We start from the raw sequence: 16,402 nt of genomic DNA on the forward strand, positions 1-16,402 counted from the left end.
CTCGGATCCGGACACGGGGGTACGTCGTTCGCTCACTGGGGCAGTCTAGGCAACAGGCCGGAGGCCGCGTTGTCGCCGACGCCGTACTGCCCGGCCTTCTTCTCGGTGAGTTGCTGCACCAGGGCGAGGGTGGTGACCACCTGGCCCTGCACGGTGTTGGCGTTGTCGACCGTGGAGATGGTCTGGGCGAGCACCGGGTCGCCGCGCACCACACCGACCAGGTTGCCGCCGACGGAACCGTTGCCGGCCACCACGATCGAACCGGTGCGGTCGAACTGCTCCGCGATCTTGACCACCGACTCGTCGCGCCGGTCGGAGTCCTTGTCGACGTACGGCTGGCCGCTGACCACGACGACGGCCTCCGCCGAGGCGGTGACCTTGTTGCTGTCGGTGGTCAGGTAGCCGGCGTTGTTGTAGGCGGCGAGCACCGCCCGCCGGTCGGCGTCGCTGACCGGCGCGACGCCCTGGGCCCGGTCCAGCAGGACGCTGGCCAGCAGCGCGCTGGAGGTCTCCACGCCGTGCCCGTTGCCCGGCAGGCCGGTGGTCTGCGCGGTCGGGCGGGCCGCGGTGACGGCCAACTCCAACAGGTTGGAGTTGTTGTCCGGGTTGATGAACTTGTCCTGCAGCTCGACCTGGCCGGTGATGGTGGCCCCGGCGAGCTGGAGCTTCTTGAGCACGGCCTCCGTGTGGTCGCGCCCGTTGGGCAGGCTGAGCACCACGACCCGACGCCCGGTGAGGGTGTTGGGCAGGAGGAGCTGGGAGGTCGCCTCGGCGAATTCCTCTTCCAGCGCGAGTTGCTTCTCCATGTTGCTGACCGTCTGACGCCAGTGTTGGTTGTCCTTGCGCAGCCCGGTGACCTGCCCCTCGAGCGAGTCGGCGACGGGGCCGTTGAGGGCGGCTGTGCCGACCACCAGACCGATCGCCAGAGCCAGGAAGACCGCGGTGAGGGACACCACGTGGTAGCGGAAGTTGATCACGCTTGCAGCCTCTTGATCGGTCGGGAACTAGAAAAGCCGGTACAGCTGGAACACGAAATTGTCCCACCACTCGGCGACCACGCCCAGGTACGCCTTACCGACTGTCGACACGGCCACCGCGGACGCCATCGCCGCGATCGCCGACAGGACGAGCAGCAGCAGCGACGAGCCGGAGATGCTCTGCCGGTAGAGCCGGCTCACCCCCTTGGCGTCGACCAGCTTGCCGCCGACCTTCAGTCGGGTCAGGAACGTCGAGGCCATCCCGCCGCGCCCCTTGTCGAGGAACTCGACGAGGGTGGCATGGGTGCCGACGGCGACCAGCAGCGAGGCGCCCTTCTCGTCGGCGAGCAGCATGGCGAGATCCTCGCTGGTCGCCGCGGCCGGGAAGGTGATCGCCGGCACACCGAGGCCGTTGACCCGGGGCAGGCCGGGCGCACGCCCGTCCGGGTACGCGTGCACGATCACCTCGGCGCCGCAGCGCAGCACGTCGTCAGTGACCGAATCCATGTCCCCGATGATCATGTCGGGGGTGTAGCCGGCCTCGACCAGGGCGTCCGCGCCACCGTCGACGCCGATGAGCACCGGCTTGAACTCCCGGATGTACGGGCGCAGCACGTCCAGGTCGGCCTTGTAGTCGTAGCCGCGCACCACGATCAGGCAGTGCCGGCCCTGGATCTGGGTCTCGATGTCCGGCACCCCGACACCGTCGAGCAGCAGGTCGCGTTCCTGGCGCAGGTAGTCCATCGTGTTGGCGGCGAACGCCTCCAACTGCACCGACAGACCCTCCCGCGCGTCAGCCATCGCCTTGCCGACCGACTCGGCGTCCTGCAGGCTGCCGTGGGCCACCGGCTCGTCACCGGCGAAGACCGTGTTGCCCTCGATGCGCACCTGGTCGCCCTCGCGGATGCGTTCGAAGACGCCCTCACCCAGGTCGTCGAGGAGCGGAATGCCGGCGGCGATCAACACCTCCGGGCCGAGGTTCGGGTAACGGCCGGAGACCGAGGGCTTGGCGTTGAGCACCGCCGCGACACCGACGGCGACGAGCGAGTCGGCCGCCACCCGGTCCAGGTCGACGTGGTCGATGACCGCTATGTCACCGGGGCGCAGCCGACCGACCAGGCGTTTCGTCCGGCGGTCAAGGCGCGCGGTGCCGAGGACTCTGCCCGGTTCGGAGTTCCGGTTCCGGCGCAACGTGGGTAGACGCATCGTGACCATCCTGGCATGTGAGGCAGGCTTTTCTGTCGCGACATGCCTGAGCAGGGCCGCCTACCCAGGGAAGCACACGTCGGCACAAGCCGGTGTGCTTGCGCTCACAATACGCGGCGTCACAGCCGCCTTTCCTTGGCGGCCACGGCCAGAAGCTCCTCGGCGTGGGCGATACCCAGATCTGAATCGGGCAAACCCGCCAGCATGCGCGCCAACTCCCGGGCCCGCTCGGTGTCCTCCACCACCCGCACCCCGCTGGTCGTCACCGCGCCGCCGGTGTCCTTCGCCACCACCAGATGCCGGTCGGCGAACGCGGCCACCTGCGGCAGGTGCGTGACCACCAGCACCTGGTGACTGCGAGCCAGCCGGGCCAGCCGACGGCCGATCTCCACCGCCGCCTGACCGCCGACCCCCGCGTCGACCTCGTCGAAGACCAACGTGGGCGGGCCGCCCGAGCCGGCGAACACGACCTCGATGGCGAGCATCACCCGGGACAGCTCACCGCCGGAGGCGCCGCGCTGCAACGGCAGCGACGGCGCGCCCGGATGGGCCAGCAACCGCAGCTCCACCTCGTCACCGCCGTCCGGTGTGACACCCACCTCGACGCCGTTGACCGACAGCGTCGGCTCGGCACGCCCGGCCGGACGGGGCAGCACCGCCACCTCGATCCGCGCGTGCGGCATGGCCAGCCCGGCCAGCTCGACGGTGACCTGGTCGGCGAAGCGGACCGCCGCCTCCTGCCGGGAGGCGGACACCCGCCCGGCGAGGTCGGCCACCTCGACGGCGAGCCGCTGGCCCTCACGCTCCAACTCGTCGAGCACATCGTCGGACATGTCCAGGTCGGACAGTCGGGTGCGCGCCCGATCGGCCCAGGCGATCACCCCGTCGACGTCGTCGGCGTACTTGCGGGTCAACGCGCGCAGCGCCGCCCGCCGCTCGTAGACGTGCTGCAACCGGGCCGGGTCCGCGTCCAGCGTCGCCAGGTACGCCGACAGCTCCGCGGACACGTCGGTGACCAGCGTGGCCGCCTCCTCCAGGCGGGCCGCCAGCTCACCGAGCGCCGGATCGGTGCCGGACTGCGCCTCCAGGGTCCGCCGGGCGGTGCCGAGCAGCACCGCCGCGTCCGGGGTCTCGTCGGCGGCCTCCGCGCCACCGGCCACGCACTGCTGGGCGATCTGCGCGGCCGTCCGCAGGCCCTCGGCGTGCTCCAACCGCTGCGCCTCGGTCTTCAGCTCGTCGTCCTCACCGGGCTGCGGATCCACCCGGGTGATCTCGTCGAGGCCCAACCGCAGCAGGTCCGCCTCCTGGTTGCGCTCGCGGGCGTTGCGCCGCCGGTCGGCCAGGTCGTCGACCACCCGACGCCACCCCGTGTACGCCTCGCGCAACGCGTCGAGCAGCTTCTCGTGCGCCGGGCCGGCGAACCGGTCCAGTGCGGCCCGCTGCTCCGCCGGGCGCAGCAGCCGCAGCTGGTCGGACTGGCCGTGCACGGCGACCGCCTGCTCGCCGACCTCACCGAGCATCGACACCGGCATGCTCCGGCCGCCAACGTGGGCACGCGAGCGCCCCTCCACCGTCACCGTGCGGCTCAGCAGCACCGAGCCGTCCTCGTCGGGCTCGCCACCGGCCTCGGTGATCCGCGCGTGCACGGCGTCGGCGACCCGCCCGCGCAGCCGCAGCCGCCCCTCCACCACCGCGCGGCCGGGTTGGGCGCGGACCCGCCCGGCGTCGGCCCGGCCGCCGAAGAGCAGGCCGAGGCCGGTGACCACCATCGTCTTGCCCGCACCGGTCTCGCCGGTGATGACGTTCATGCCGCCGGTCAACGGCAGCGTGGTGTCCTCGATGACGCCCAGTCCGGTGATGCGCAGCTCTTCCAGCACAGCCACCGACAGTAGACGCGAGGCACGACAATTGACCAGCCGACGGGCCCGGGTACGGCCCGCACCCGGCCGACGTACAGTTCTGCCCCGTGTTGGACGTGATCGGCCTGACCCCGGCTGAGGAGGAGCTTTACCGCTGCCTGCTCCAGCTCACCACGGCCCGCATCGACGAGTTGGTCCGTCGCCTGCACCGGCCCCGTGAGCAGGTCGTCGCCCAGGTCGAGGCACTACGCGGCAAGGGCCTCGTGCAGCGCAGCGACAACGACCCGGACGCCCCGCTGCGCCCGACCGCCCCGGACGTCGCCCTCGGCGGGACGCTGCTGCGCCGCCAGGAGGACCTGGAGTCGGCCCGCCGACTGGTCACCCAACTGGCCGAGGAGTACCGCTCCGGACTGCGTCGACACCACGTCGACCACCTCGTGGAGGTGATCACCGGCGCCCGGGTTCTTCGGGACCGTCTGCGCGACCTGCAGAACTCGGCGCGTACCGAGGTGCTCTGGTTCTGCCGGGCCAATCCCCTGGCCATGGCCGGCCCGGAGAATGTCGAGGAGTTCGACGCGCTGGCCCGTGGGGTGAGCTACCGGGCCATCTACGAACGCGACCTGCTGCTGGAGCCGGGCGCGTTGGCCGACCTGGCCAAGGGCGTCGCCGCCGGTGAGCAGGCCCGCGTCCTGGACCGGCTGCCGGTCCGACTGGCCATCGTGGACGCCCGCACGGCCATCTGCCCGTTGGTGCCGGACCGCGACGGCGGCGAACCGAGCGCCGCCGTGATCGGCCGCAGTCAACTGCTCGACGCGCTGCTCGCCCTGTTCGAGAGTCACTGGCGGGTGGCCACCCGGCTGCGCCTCGACAATCCCCTCACCGTCGCGGCCCCCGAGAGTCGGCGGCCGGAGCCCGCGGACCATCCGGGCGACGGTTACCAGCCCGACGCCGACGAGGCCCGGCTGCTGTCGCTGTTCGTGGCGGGCGTACCGGACAAATCCATCGCCTCCCAGCTCGGGGTGAGCCGGCGGACCGTGCAACGGCGCATCGCCGACCTGATGGCCGCCGCCGGCGTGGACACCAGGCCCGGGTTGGCGTTCCAGGTGGCCCGACGCGGCTGGCTCTGACGCGTTAGGGCCCGCCGTCGACCGACGGCGGACCCTCGACCGGCAGGGCGGGACGGCCAGGCCGCCCCGCCCGCCCGATCAGCGCAGCCCGTACGCCTGGAGCACCGTCTGCTCGACGGTGTTCCCGGCCCGGTCGGCGGCGTGCACCCGCAGCGACACCGTTCCGCGTCCCGCCGGGACGGTAGCGGTGTACCGGGTGCCCGACCCCGTGGTCGGCGCGTTGCGCCAGGTGACACCGCCGTCGAAGGAGACCTGCACCCGGACGCCGGCACCGGTCGGCGTCGGCACCCCGGCCGGCTGCCGCAGGGTCAGCCCGAGCTGGTGCGGCCGGTTGCCGCGTACGGTGCCGAGCAGGTCGGCCGGCACCCGGTAGTCCACCTGGAGCAGCGACAACGCCGTGGCGGCGTCGCCCGCCGGTCGGGCCGAGGTGAACTCCCAGGCCGTCTCGGTGCGCGTGCCGTAACGCCACTCGGCCGAGGACCGCTGGGTGGTCACGTCCAGGCGGTAGCGGGCGGCCCCGGCGGTCGTGGGCACCGACTCCCAGCGGTCGGAGAGGTCGGCGATCTGCTGTCCGTTGCGGCTGACCCGCACCGTGACGGTGTCCGACTCCTCGCTCTCGCCGGCCACGCTGTAGTGCCCGTCGGCATCGACGAAGTCGGGCACCCGCAGCTCCAGGTTGTCACCGGTGCGGGTGGGCACCGGCGCCCCGCTGGCCGGGACGGCCGGGCGGAGCACCGGCGCGTGCCAGGTCTCGGTCACCCGGTCGTCGGCGGCGTAGCGCCGGGGCTGCTGGGTCAGACCACCGGCCAGCTGCCCCCACTGCATGAACATCTGCTTGTGCAGCACCCGTTGCTGCCACCAGGAGTCCCCGGCGCTGACGAACTCCTGCCGGGTGGTGCCGTTGCGGACCATGCGCTGGTCGTCGTTCCAGGCGTACTCCTGCCACGGACGCCAGCCGAACCGCTCCTCGGTGGCCCAACCCGCACCCGTGTCGCCGTAGCTCGCTGTCACCTCGGCGGTGTTCTTCGCGGTCACCGTGTGCACGACGCGCTCCGGCACCCGGCCCTTGGACACCTGCCACACGTCGTACAGGTAGGGGCTGTCCACGGTCAGCGTCAGGTCCAGCGTCGCCCGACCCTTGCGCGCCGCCGCGATCAGCCGCTGCCCGTCGTCGTACGCGACCGCCATCGACGGGATCGGCAGCCGCTCTCCGGTGGGCCGCCAGACCGTCCACGCGCTCTGGTCCTCCGGCCGGACGATCAGCACCGCGGCGGCGCCGGCTGCCGCGGCGGCGGCCACCTGCTCCTCTTCCGAGCGGTTCGGGTCGGCGCCGAGCAGCACGGCGGCGCCCCGCACCCGGGTCAGCTCGGCGGGGGTGCCGGTGCCGGCCCAGACCAGCGGCAGCTTCCGCCGACCGGTCGGTGCCGGCGACGTGCCCAGCAGGTTGATGTCCGACGGACCGGAGACCCCGCTGATCTTCGCGTCCACCATGGGCGCGACGAGCTGCCACCGCGAGGCGAACTCGAACTCGCCCTGGCGCACCTGGCGGGTCGGCGTGACGTTGACCTGCTGAACGGTGCTGTAGGCCATCACACCGTGGTCGATCTGCCGGCCGTTGCCCAGCACCCGGTGCACGTAGTAACTGAGCGTGGCCCGCTGCTCGCTGGGCTTCGGCGTCTCGATCCGCACCGGCGTGCCCTTGCGCGCGTCGAGCACCACTGTCAGGTCCCGGTCGACTGTCACCTCCGGCTCGATGATCTGGGTCATCTGCTCGTCCAGGGGGACGCCGTGCGTCATCAGCGCGGTCAGCACGTACGTGCCCTCCTCGACCTCCAGGGTGCCCTCGCCACCCCACATGCCCCAGAAGTCCGACTCAGGCTGCTCACCGAAGACGGTCAACCCCGGCGAGAGGCCCGGCTGACCCTCCCGGTCCAGCAGCTTGATGGTGAGGTGGTGCACGGGACCGCTGACGGTGAGCCCGACCGGGGTGCGCACGGCGACGCCGTCCGTGCCCGTCGCCACCAGCCAGCCACCGTGCGGGCCCCGGTCCAGCTTCGCCGGGTCGGCGCGCAACGGCACGGCCACGCTGCCGCCCGCCGGCACGGGCACCTCGCCGGAGGTCACGGCGACCCCGTCGGGCTCGGCCACTCCGGTGTCCAGGTTGCGCAGTTCCAGGGCCAGTCGCAGGGTCCGCGCGGTCTTCGTGCCGTTGGTGTACGTCACGGTCCGCTCGACCGCCGCACCGCCGGTGGAGATCCGGCCGAAGTCCGCGGTGGCCGAGGCGTACACCTGCTGGCCGAGCGCCCGCGCCACGTCGACCCGACCGCCACCCTGCTCGAAGACGGTCAGCGCCGGGTTCGCCTTCGTGGTGCTGACCAGCGCGTCCTTGAGCTTCGCGGCCGGCCAGTCGGGGTGTTCCTGGGCGAGGATCGCCGCCGCCCCGGCCACGTGCGGGGTGGCCATCGAGGTGCCGGACGCGGTGGTGTACGCGTCGTCCACCGGCGTACCCATTGTGGTGCCGGCGGCCCGGGCGGCGACGATGCCGACGCCCGGCGCGGTGATCTCGGGCTTGAGGCCGTTGTCGCCGAGGCGCGGGCCCCGGCTGGAGAACTCCGCCAGGTTGTCGGCACGGTCCACAGCGCCGACGGTGAGCGCCGCCGCGGCCGCGCCGGGCGCGCCGACGGTACGCGCGGCGCCCGAGTTGCCGGCGGCGACCACGAACAGCGCGCCGGTCTCGGCGGTCAGGTCGTTCACCGCCTGGCTCATCGGGTCGGTGCCGTCGGTGGGGTCGCCACCGAGGCTCATGCTGACCACCTTCGCGCCGGAGTGGGCGGCCCACTCCATACCCGCGATGATGGACGAGTCGTAGCCGGAGCCACCGTCGTCGAGCACCTTGCCGACCAGCAGTTGCGCGCCGGGCGCGACGCCCTTGCGCAGCCCCGCGGACGCCGCCCCGCTGCCGGCGATGGTGGCGGCCACGTGGGTGCCGTGGCCGTGCCCGTCACGGGCGCTGCCGCTACCGGAGAAGTCCTGCGCCTCGACGATCCGACCGGCCAGGTCCGGGTGGGTGGCGTCGACGCCGGTGTCGAGCACCGCCACCTTCACGCCGGCGCCGTCACGCCCGGCCGCCCAGGCGATCGGGGCGCCGATCTGCGGCACGGAGTGCTCCAGCGTCGGGCGGACCTTCCCGTCCAGCCAGATACGGGCGATGCCAGCACCCAGCCGGGGCGCGGCGGCAGTCGTGGTCCGGCTGGCCGGCGTACCGGCGAGCGTGGTCCACAGGCCGCCGAGGGCGCCCTTGCCGACTCGCAGCGCCGCGCCGTTGATGCTCTCCAGCGGCCGGGCGTCGGTGGCACCGGTGAGCGGCTTGACCCGCCCGGCCGCCTGCTCCTGGTAGCGCACGATCAGTGGCAACGCGCCCTGCGCGGCGTCGCCGTATCCGTCGGCGGCCAACTCCTGCACGTCGAACAGGTTGGCGTCGAGGACCCCGCTCGAAACGTAGGGCAGGGCGTCGCTGGGCAGCACCCGCAGCCGGCCGTCGACCTCCAGGGTCTGGAAGATGACGCGTTCGCGCCCGGGTCCCGGGCGGACGGTGGCGGCGACCCGGCCCGGCGCCGCGGGCGCGAGCTCGACCTGGTCGCCGGTGATCAGGGTGATGCGGACGGGTGCGTGCTGGGCGGGCGTGCCCGACGTCGGGCCGGTGGGCCGGGCGGGCGGGCCGGCGGACGCCGGTGCGGCGACGCCGACCACCAACGCGCCGACCGCGCCGACGGCGAGCCAGCGTGGGGACCAGTGCATGCGATGGGCTCCTCTACTCCGGAAGACCCGCCATCCGTAGATGAGGGCCGATCGGAGTCTGCGTCGGAGCCTGTCACCAGGTCACTAGTCGCCCGCCGCCGCAGCGGCGACATGTCGTCAGGTGGACAACCCACGTCCACCGACTGTGTGCGCCACGGTCACCGGCGGCTGCCGCGCCAACCGTGCACCGGGAGGGCGAACTTGGCCACCAGCCGGTCGGTGAACGGGCGGGGGCGCAACCGCACGATGCGCACCGGCAGTGCGCCCCGGCGCACCGTCACCCGCGCGCCGGGTGGCAGGTCGTAGACCCGCCGGCCATCGCAGGAGAGCACGGCGAGGGTGGTGAACGGGTCGACGGTGATCACGAAGGTGGACGTCGGGGCCGTGACCAACGGGCGGCTGAACAACGCGTGCGCGCTGATCGGCACCAGCAGCAGCGCCTCCACCTCCGGCCAGACCACCGGGCCGCCACCGGAGAACGCGTACGCGGTGGAGCCGGTGGGCGTGGCACAGACGACACCGTCGCAGCCGTAACGCGACAGCGGTCGGCCGTCCACGTCGACGAGCAGCTCGAGCATCTGGGCCCGCTCGCCCTTCTCGATGCTGATCTCGTTGAGCGCCCAGGACTCGATGGTCGGCCCACCGTCGAATTCGGCAGTGACGTCCAGGGTCAGCCGCTCGTCGACCGTGTAGTTGCGGCCGACGACGTCCCGGACGGCGGTGTCCAGGTCGTCGATCTCCGCCTCCGCCAGGAAGCCGACCTTGCCGAGGTTGATACCGAGCAGCGGCGCCTTCGCCGGCCGGGCCAGCTCGGCGGCGCGCAGGAAGGTGCCGTCCCCACCGAGCGCGAAAACGATCTCGGCGCCCTCGGCGGCCTGCGGGCCGGCCACCGGCACCACGCCGGGCAGGTCGAGGTCGTCGGCCTCGTCGGCGACCACCCGTACCTCGAAACCCGCGTCGATCAGGTCCGCGGCGACCGACCGGGCGTGCTCCGTGCTGCGCCGACGGCCGGTGTGGGTCACCAACAACGCGGTCCGGCTCATCGGCCCACCCGCCCACGTCGGACCGGGCGGCGTCGCGCCACCGGCGCGATCGCCTCGGCACGGCCGCCTGTCACCGCGCGGCCCATCGCGGCGCCCTCGCTGCGCACGTTCACCCTGCGACCTCCTCCGCCGCGACGTCCGACACGTCGCCGGCCCTCGTCGAGCCGTCCGGCCCGGCCGCCACCACGGCCCGCACCCGCTGTGGGTCGGCCGCTGGTGCGCCCCGGCGCAACCATACGAAGAACTCCACGTTGCCGCTCGGCCCGGGCAGTGGGCTGGCCGCCACGTCGGCCAACCCGAGGCCGAGCCGCGCCGCCGTCGCGGCCACGTCCAGCACCGCTTCGGCGCGCAACTCCGGATCACGGACCACACCGCCGGCGCCGACCCGGTCCTTACCGACCTCGAACTGCGGCTTGACCATCAACGCCAGGTCACCGTCGTCGCGGGTGCAGCCGGCCAACGCCGGCAGCACCAGCCGCAGCGAGATGAACGACAGGTCGGCCACCGTGAGGTCGACCTGGCCACCGATCGCGTCAGCATCGAGGGTACGGACATTGGTGCGCTCCAGGACGCGGACCCGCTCGTTCGTGCGCAGCGGCCAGGCGAGCTGCCCGTAGCCGACGTCCACGGCCACCACCTCGGCCGCGCCGGCGCGCAGCAACACGTCGGTGAACCCACCTGTCGACGCTCCCGCGTCCAGGCAACGCCGCCCGGCCACCTGCAACCCACCGGGGGCGAACGCGGCCAGCGCGCCGGCGAGCTTGTGCCCGCCCCGGGAGACGTACTCCTCGGCCGGGTCCGCGCCGGTCACCAGGAGCGGATCGGCGGGGTCGACCATCGCGGCCGCCTTGCGGGCGACCACGCCCCGCAGTTGGACCCGGCCGGCCTCCACCAACGCGGCGGCCTGCTCACGGGAGCGGGCCAGACCGCGGCGGACGAGTTCGGCGTCCAGCCGGTTACGACGTGCCATGGGTGGTTCTCCGGTCTGCTCAGGCCTGGTCGTCCCGCTCAGGTCTGGTCGATGGTGGCGAGGGTTTCCCGCAGCGTCTCGTAGGCCGCCTCGTACTGGGCGATCTGGTCGGCGGGGGCGAGCGTCGCCGCGTTGGCGATGGCCCGCACGGCGGCGTCCACCGCCGGATGCCGCGTCTCGTCGTCCCCGAGGTCCGGCGGCGGCCCGGGGCGGGCTGGAAACGACCCGCCGGCCGGCGGCGCGGGCCGGGCCGGGAACGAGCTACCGGCCGGCGGCGCGGGCCGGGCCGGGAAGGACCCCCCGGGCGGTGGACCGGGCCGGCTCATTCGGCGTCGTCCGGCGGCTGCTTGCGGACCGCCTTCTTGGCGGGCATGACCTTCTTGGCGGGCATGACCGCCGGCGTCGGGACGTCCTCGTCGGCGGTCCGGCTGATCGTCGCCGGCGGCTTCTTGGCGACCGCCTTCTTCGCCACGGCCTTCTTCGCCACCGGCGCGGAGACCGGGGCACCGGCCGAGCCGTCGGACGGCACGAGACCGCTGCCCGGCCGCGCGGCGACGGCGGAGGCGGGCTGCGCCGTGGGGCCGGCGGCCGGCTCGGCGGACCGCGCCTCCCGTAGCTGCCGTTCCAGGTCGTGCACCCGCCGGGTCAGCTCGGCCACCTCGTCGGCGGTGGCCAGACCGACCGCGCCGAGGGCCCGGTCGACCTCGAAGCGGACCAGCTTGGTCAGCGCCTCCCGGTTGGCGGCCCCGGTGGTGACCAGCTCCTCGCCGAGGGCCTGGAGTTGGGCGGCGGTCGCGCCGCCGGAGCCGACGAGGCGACGTGCCACGTCCTGGGCCTTCTTCCGGGGCGCCTCCGCAAGGCCCATGGCCAGCTCGAGGTAGGCGCGCCACGCGTCCTGCATGCCTGAGTCCTTCCACGGGGCGGGGTGTGCAGGTGTCACGCTACCGGGCACCCCCGACCGACCCGTGCGGTACGGTGCCGAGGACGGCGTGGCGATCAGCGAGGGGGAGATGTGGCCAGCGTGGACGAGTGCCGGCAGGCGTTGCAGGAGCTGGCCGCCCGGTTGGATCGCAACGCCGAGACGGTACGCGAACGGATCGACCTGGACCGGACGCTGGCCTGCCGGATCACCGACCTGGACACCGCGTTCCACGGCCGGATCACCGGCGGTCGGCTGGTCGAGCTGACCGACGGCGACAACCCCAAGGCCAAGATCGCGCTGAGCACGTCCAGTGACGACCTGCTGGCCCTGGTCCGGGGCGACCTGGACGTCACCAACGCGGTCACCTCCCGCCGGGTGTCGATCAAGGCCAACCCGTTCGACCTGCTCAAGTTGCGCAAACTGCTCTGACGACCGCGCCGGGTCACGCCGCCGCGGTCAGACCGAAACTCTCCACCGCGCCTGTCGCGTCCGGGCCCACCGGGCGGATCTTCGGCAGCGCCGGCACCGGCGCCGACCAGGCCACCGCGCAGAGCGCGGCCAGGGCGTCCAGCTCGCGACCGGCCCCGGCCAACTCCAGCGTGCCGTCCCGGTCGGTCACGGACCAACCGCCAGCGTCCGCCGGGCCCGGGACCCGCACGGCAGCGGCCGGGTCGAACAACCCCGCCAGGTCCCTCGCGACGTACGTGGGACGGCGCTGCGGCTCGGCGGCCAACAGATCCGGTACGCCGCTGACGCCGGTCAGCACGAGCAGGCTGTCCAGCCCAGCCCGGCGGGCACCTTCGATGTCGGTGTCCAACCGGTCACCCACCACCAGGCTCCGCCCACCGCCACTGCGCCGGGCGGCGGTCTCGAACAGCGCCGGCTCCGGCTTGCCGACCACCACGTCGGGGTCCCGCTCCAGTGCCGTACGCAGCACGGCGACCAGCGAACCGTTGCCGGGCAGTGGTCCCCGCCCACTGGGCAGGGTCCGATCGGTGTTGGTCGCGATCCAGATCGCACCCGCCCGCACCGCGATCGACGCCTCGGCCAACTCGGCCCAGCCGACCTGCGGGCCGTACCCCTGCACCACCGCTGCCGGCTTCTCATCGGCCTGGGTGACCGGGTTCAGACCGACCGCGCGCAGCTCCGCGCGCAGCGCCTCCGCGCCGACCACCAGCACCGACGCGCCGGCGGGCAGCCGGTCGCGCAGCAACTCGGCCGAGGCGGCGGCGGAGGTGAGGACCTCCTCCGGCCGGGCCGGCACACCCATCCCGGTCAGCAGGTCCGCGACCTCACTGGACCGGCGGGACGCGTTGTTGGTGGCGTACGCCACCGACCGTCCCTCGGCATGCAGCCGGGCCACCGCCTCGACGGCGCCGGGGATCGGCCGGTCGATCAGGTAGATCACGCCGTCCAGATCGAAGACGACCAGGGTGTACCCGTCGACCAGCCGCTCCCCCACGCCCGCGCTCACCGCTGCGTCGAACCCGACTCGTCGTCCCGGGCCGCCACGGTCCCGTCGGCCTTCGCCGCGTCGCCGTTCGCCACGTCGCCGGAAGTCACGCCGCTGTCGCCAGCGGTGTCCGCGTCGGCGTTGCCGCTTCCGCTGGGGTGACGGTCCTCGTCCTCGTCGTCGAAGCCTTCGTCGTCACCGGGACGGCCGACAGCGTCGTCCTCCTCGTCGTCGTCGAAGTCCTCGTCGTCCTCGTCGTCGTCGTCGTCGTCGTCGTCGTCATCGTCGTCATCGTCGTCGTCGGCGGCGGCGGCGGCGGCGGCGGCGTCTTCATCGTCGTCGGCGTCTTCGTTGCCGGCCAGGTCGGCGTCGGGTCGGGCCGGCACCGCGCCAGGAGCGCCCGGGCCTGCGGCGATCTCCTCTTCGGTCTCGTCCTCGTCGTCACCCTCGATGACCACACCGTCGAGTTCGAGCAGCCGCTCGGCGGCGTCGGTCTCATCCTCGGTGTCCACGTCGGCAGCGCGGGAGAACCATTCACGGGCCTCCTCGCGCCGACCCACCGCGAGCAGCGCATCGGCGTACGCGTACCGCAGCCGGGCCGTCCACGGCACGGTGGCCTCGCTGGTGAGGTCCGGGACCTGGAGCATCGCGACCGCGGCGTCCTTCTGCCCGAGGTCGCCCCGCGCGCCGGCGGCGACGATCAGCAGTTCGATCGCCACGGCCTGGTCCAGCTTCTCCCGGTCCGCGCCACGGAACAGGTCGATGGCCCGCTCCGGTCGGCCGAGAGCCCGCTCGCAGTCCGCGAGCACGGCCAGGTGGCTCTGCAACCCGCTCATCCGGTGGTACGTGCGCAGCTCGGCGATCGCCGACTGCCACTCCCCCGCGTGGTACGCGGCCAGGCCGACCGCCTCACGGACAGCGGAGATGCGCGACGCGAGCCGCCGGGCGGCCAGCGCGTGCGCCAACGCCTCGGCCGGGTCCTCGTCGATCAGCTGCCCGGTGGCGACCAGGTGCCGGGCCACCGTCTCGGCGACCGGCTTGTTCAGCGAGAGCAGCTCAGCGCGGACGTCCTTGTCGAGGTCCGTCGCGACGATGTCGTCCGGCAGCGCCGGGGCCGAACTACGCCCGCCCTCGTACGACTCGGAGCCACCCGCGCGGTCGTCGCGACGGAACTCCCCCTCGCGACGCGGCCGCTCGTCGGCCCGGAAGCCGCCGGTACGCTCTCCGCCCCGGTAGCCGCCCTCGCGGTCACCGCCACGGGAACCGCCCTCGCGGGGGGCGCTGGAACGCGAGCTGTCCCGGTCCCCACCACGGAAACCACCCTCACGGCGGTCGCCACCGCGGAAGCCACCGTCACGGGGAGCACTGGAACGCGAGCTGTCCCGGTCGCCACCACGGAAGCCGCCTTCACGGGGGGCACTGGAACGGGAGCTGTCCCGGTCGCCACCGCGGAAGCCGCCTTCACGGGGGGCACTGGAACGCGACCCATCGCGGTCGCCGCCCCGGAAGCCACCCTCACGGCGGTCGCCACCGCGGAAGCCACCGTCGCGATCACCTCCGCGGAAGCCACCTTCACGGGGGGCACTGGAACGCGAACCGTCCCGGTCCCCACCACGGAAACCACCCTCACGGCGGTCGCCACCGCGGAAGCCACCCTCACGGGGGGCACTGGAACGCGAACCATCGCGGTCGCCGCCCCGGAAGCCACCCTCACGACGGTCACCGCCGCGGAAGCCACCGTCGCGATCACCTCCGCGGAAGCCACCCTCACGGGGGGCGCTGGAACGGGAGCTGTCCCGGTCGCCGCCACGGAAGCCGCCTTCACGGGGGGCGCTGGAACGGGAGCTGTCCCGGTCGCCACCACGGAAGCCACCTTCACGGGGGGCGCTGGAACGGGAGCTGTCCCGGTCGCCACCACGGAAGCCACCCTCACGGCGGTCGCCACCACGGAAACCACCGTCGCGGTCACCACCACGGAAGCCACCCTCGCGAGGCGGGCCGGAGCGAGTGCGGTCGCCACCCTGGTACCCGCCCTCACGACGGTCACCACCGCGGAAACCACCCTCGCGGGGAGCGCTAGAACGCGACCCATCACGGTCGCCGCCGCGGAAACCACCCTCACGCGGAGCGCTGGAACGCGACCCATCACGGTCGCCACCACGGAAGCCACCCTCACGGCGGTCGCCACCACGGAAACCACCGTCGCGGTCACCACCACGGAAGCCACCCTCGCGAGGCGGGCCGGAGCGAGTGCGGTCGCCACCCTGGTACCCGCCCTCACGACGGTCACCACCGCGGAAACCACCCTCACGGGGAGCGCTAGAACGCGACCCATCACGGTCGCCGCCGCGGAAACCACCCTCACGCGGAGCGCTGGAACGCGACCCATCACGGTCGCCACCACGGAAACCGCCCTCACGGCGGTCGCCACCACGGAAACCACCGTCGCGGTCACCACCGCGGAAACCACCCTCACGCGGGGCGCTGGAACGCGAGCTGTCCCGGTCACCGCCCCGGAAGCCACCTTCACGCGGAGCACCCGAGCGCGAACCATCACGGTCGCCACCGCGGAAGCCACCCTCGCGGGGAGCGCTGGAACGGGACCCATCACGGTCGCCGCCGCGGAAGCCACCCTCACGGGGAGCGCTGGAACGCGAGCTGTCCCGGTCACCGCCACGGAAACCACCGTCACGCGGGGCGCTGGAACGCGAGCTGTCCCGGTCGCCGCCACGGTAGCCGCCCTCACGCGGGGCGCTGGAACGGGACCCATCACGGTCGCCGCCACGGTAGCCACCCTCGCGCGGAGCGCTGGAACGCGAGCTGTCCCGGTCACCGCCACGGGAGCCAGAATCGCGGCCGCCGGCGTATCCGCCTCGGGCGCCGCCACCACTGTCGCGGTCTCCCCGGTACGGGGGCCGGTCTCGGTCATCGCGGCGCTGGCCGCGGTCGCGTCCGCCCGCGCCGTCAGTACGGTCTTCGTAACGACGGGGACGGTCTCCGCCCTGCGGTCCTGAACTCACAGGTACATCCTTCCTGATTGCGCCACC

Annotated in this window: 13 protein-coding genes; 3 read left to right on the forward strand and 10 right to left on the reverse strand. The window is 73.3% G+C overall.

Annotated elements, in window-relative coordinates:
- Positions 1 to 32: 32 nt before the first annotated feature.
- The 3 genes from IW248_RS13180 to recN all read right to left on the reverse strand — a co-directional run bounded on the left by IW248_RS13180 (position 33) and on the right by recN (position 4,060).
- Positions 33 to 977: a copper transporter gene (locus IW248_RS13180; RefSeq protein ID WP_196927232.1), complete on the reverse strand. Its 945-nt coding sequence runs from the start codon at positions 975 to 977 to the stop codon at positions 33 to 35.
- 27 nt (positions 978 to 1,004) lie between these two features.
- The gene (gene steA, locus IW248_RS13185; RefSeq protein WP_124773929.1) at positions 1,005 to 2,183 is read right to left on the reverse strand and encodes a putative cytokinetic ring protein SteA; all 1,179 of its coding nucleotides are present in this window, start codon (positions 2,181 to 2,183) and stop codon (positions 1,005 to 1,007) included.
- Positions 2,184 to 2,302: 119 nt separating this feature from the next.
- Positions 2,303 to 4,060: a DNA repair protein RecN gene (gene recN, locus IW248_RS13190; RefSeq protein WP_196930173.1), complete on the reverse strand. Its 1,758-nt coding sequence runs from the start codon at positions 4,058 to 4,060 to the stop codon at positions 2,303 to 2,305.
- Positions 4,061 to 4,149: 89 nt separating this feature from the next.
- Between recN and IW248_RS13195 the strand changes: the two genes are divergently transcribed.
- A complete protein-coding gene (locus IW248_RS13195; protein ID WP_196927233.1) occupies positions 4,150 to 5,169 on the forward strand; it encodes a helix-turn-helix domain-containing protein in 1,020 nt (339 codons plus the stop codon).
- A 78-nt stretch (positions 5,170 to 5,247) separates the two neighbouring features.
- On the opposite strand, the gene IW248_RS13200 is transcribed toward IW248_RS13195, so the two are convergent.
- From IW248_RS13200 to IW248_RS13220, 5 genes are all read right to left on the reverse strand, one after another.
- Positions 5,248 to 8,967: a S8 family serine peptidase gene (locus IW248_RS13200; RefSeq protein ID WP_196927234.1), complete on the reverse strand. Its 3,720-nt coding sequence runs from the start codon at positions 8,965 to 8,967 to the stop codon at positions 5,248 to 5,250.
- A gap of 158 nt (positions 8,968 to 9,125) precedes the next feature.
- Complete coding sequence (locus tag IW248_RS13205) at positions 9,126 to 10,010, reverse strand: NAD kinase (protein WP_196927235.1); 885 nt, start codon at positions 10,008 to 10,010, stop codon at positions 9,126 to 9,128.
- Between the two features lie 109 nt (positions 10,011 to 10,119).
- A complete protein-coding gene (locus IW248_RS13210; RefSeq protein ID WP_196927236.1) occupies positions 10,120 to 10,980 on the reverse strand; it encodes a TlyA family RNA methyltransferase in 861 nt (286 codons plus the stop codon).
- Positions 10,981 to 11,018: 38 nt separating this feature from the next.
- A complete protein-coding gene (locus tag IW248_RS13215; protein ID WP_196930468.1) occupies positions 11,019 to 11,306 on the reverse strand; it encodes a hypothetical protein in 288 nt (95 codons plus the stop codon).
- Entirely contained in the window at positions 11,303 to 11,881 is a 579-nt protein-coding gene (locus IW248_RS13220; protein ID WP_196927237.1) for a phasin family protein, read from the reverse strand. The genes IW248_RS13215 and IW248_RS13220 overlap by 4 nt, the downstream gene beginning before the upstream one ends.
- 111 nt (positions 11,882 to 11,992) lie before the next feature.
- Between IW248_RS13220 and IW248_RS13225 the strand changes: the two genes are divergently transcribed.
- On the forward strand, positions 11,993 to 12,331 hold the full coding sequence (locus tag IW248_RS13225; RefSeq protein ID WP_124815234.1) for an SCP2 sterol-binding domain-containing protein: 339 nt from the start codon (positions 11,993 to 11,995) through the stop codon (positions 12,329 to 12,331).
- Between the two features lie 13 nt (positions 12,332 to 12,344).
- Here IW248_RS13225 and IW248_RS13230 read toward each other — a convergent pair whose 3' ends face one another.
- Both IW248_RS13230 and IW248_RS13235 read right to left on the reverse strand, forming a co-directional pair.
- Positions 12,345 to 13,376, reverse strand: coding sequence for an HAD-IIA family hydrolase (locus IW248_RS13230; RefSeq protein ID WP_196927238.1), 1,032 nt, complete (start codon positions 13,374 to 13,376; stop codon positions 12,345 to 12,347).
- A complete protein-coding gene (locus IW248_RS13235) occupies positions 13,373 to 14,377 on the reverse strand; it encodes a tetratricopeptide repeat protein (protein ID WP_307787930.1) in 1,005 nt (334 codons plus the stop codon). Before IW248_RS13235 ends, IW248_RS13230 begins: the two co-directional genes overlap by 4 nt.
- Between IW248_RS13235 and IW248_RS13240 the strand changes: the two genes are divergently transcribed.
- Positions 14,366 to 16,369: a hypothetical protein gene (locus IW248_RS13240; protein WP_196930469.1), complete on the forward strand. Its 2,004-nt coding sequence runs from the start codon at positions 14,366 to 14,368 to the stop codon at positions 16,367 to 16,369. The genes IW248_RS13235 and IW248_RS13240 overlap by 12 nt on opposite strands.
- The last annotated feature ends 33 nt before the right edge of the window (positions 16,370 to 16,402 follow it).

This window comes from Micromonospora ureilytica, from assembly GCF_015751765.1.
Classification (GTDB): Bacteria; Actinomycetota; Actinomycetes; order Mycobacteriales; family Micromonosporaceae; genus Micromonospora; species Micromonospora ureilytica.

Excerpts from the sequence above, each read along its gene's own strand:
- steA (WP_124773929.1), bottom strand. The coding sequence starts at position 2,183 with ATGCGTCTACCCACGTTGCGCCGGAACCGGAACTCCGAACCGGGCAGA.
- IW248_RS13200 (WP_196927234.1), bottom strand. The coding sequence starts at position 8,967 with ATGCACTGGTCCCCACGCTGGCTCGCCGTCGGCGCGGTCGGCGCGTTG.
- IW248_RS13205 (WP_196927235.1), bottom strand. The coding sequence starts at position 10,010 with ATGAGCCGGACCGCGTTGTTGGTGACCCACACCGGCCGTCGGCGCAGC.
- IW248_RS13210 (WP_196927236.1), bottom strand. The coding sequence starts at position 10,980 with ATGGCACGTCGTAACCGGCTGGACGCCGAACTCGTCCGCCGCGGTCTG.
- IW248_RS13215 (WP_196930468.1), bottom strand. The coding sequence starts at position 11,306 with ATGAGCCGGCCCGGTCCACCGCCCGGGGGGTCCTTCCCGGCCCGGCCC.
- IW248_RS13220 (WP_196927237.1), bottom strand. The coding sequence starts at position 11,881 with ATGCAGGACGCGTGGCGCGCCTACCTCGAGCTGGCCATGGGCCTTGCG.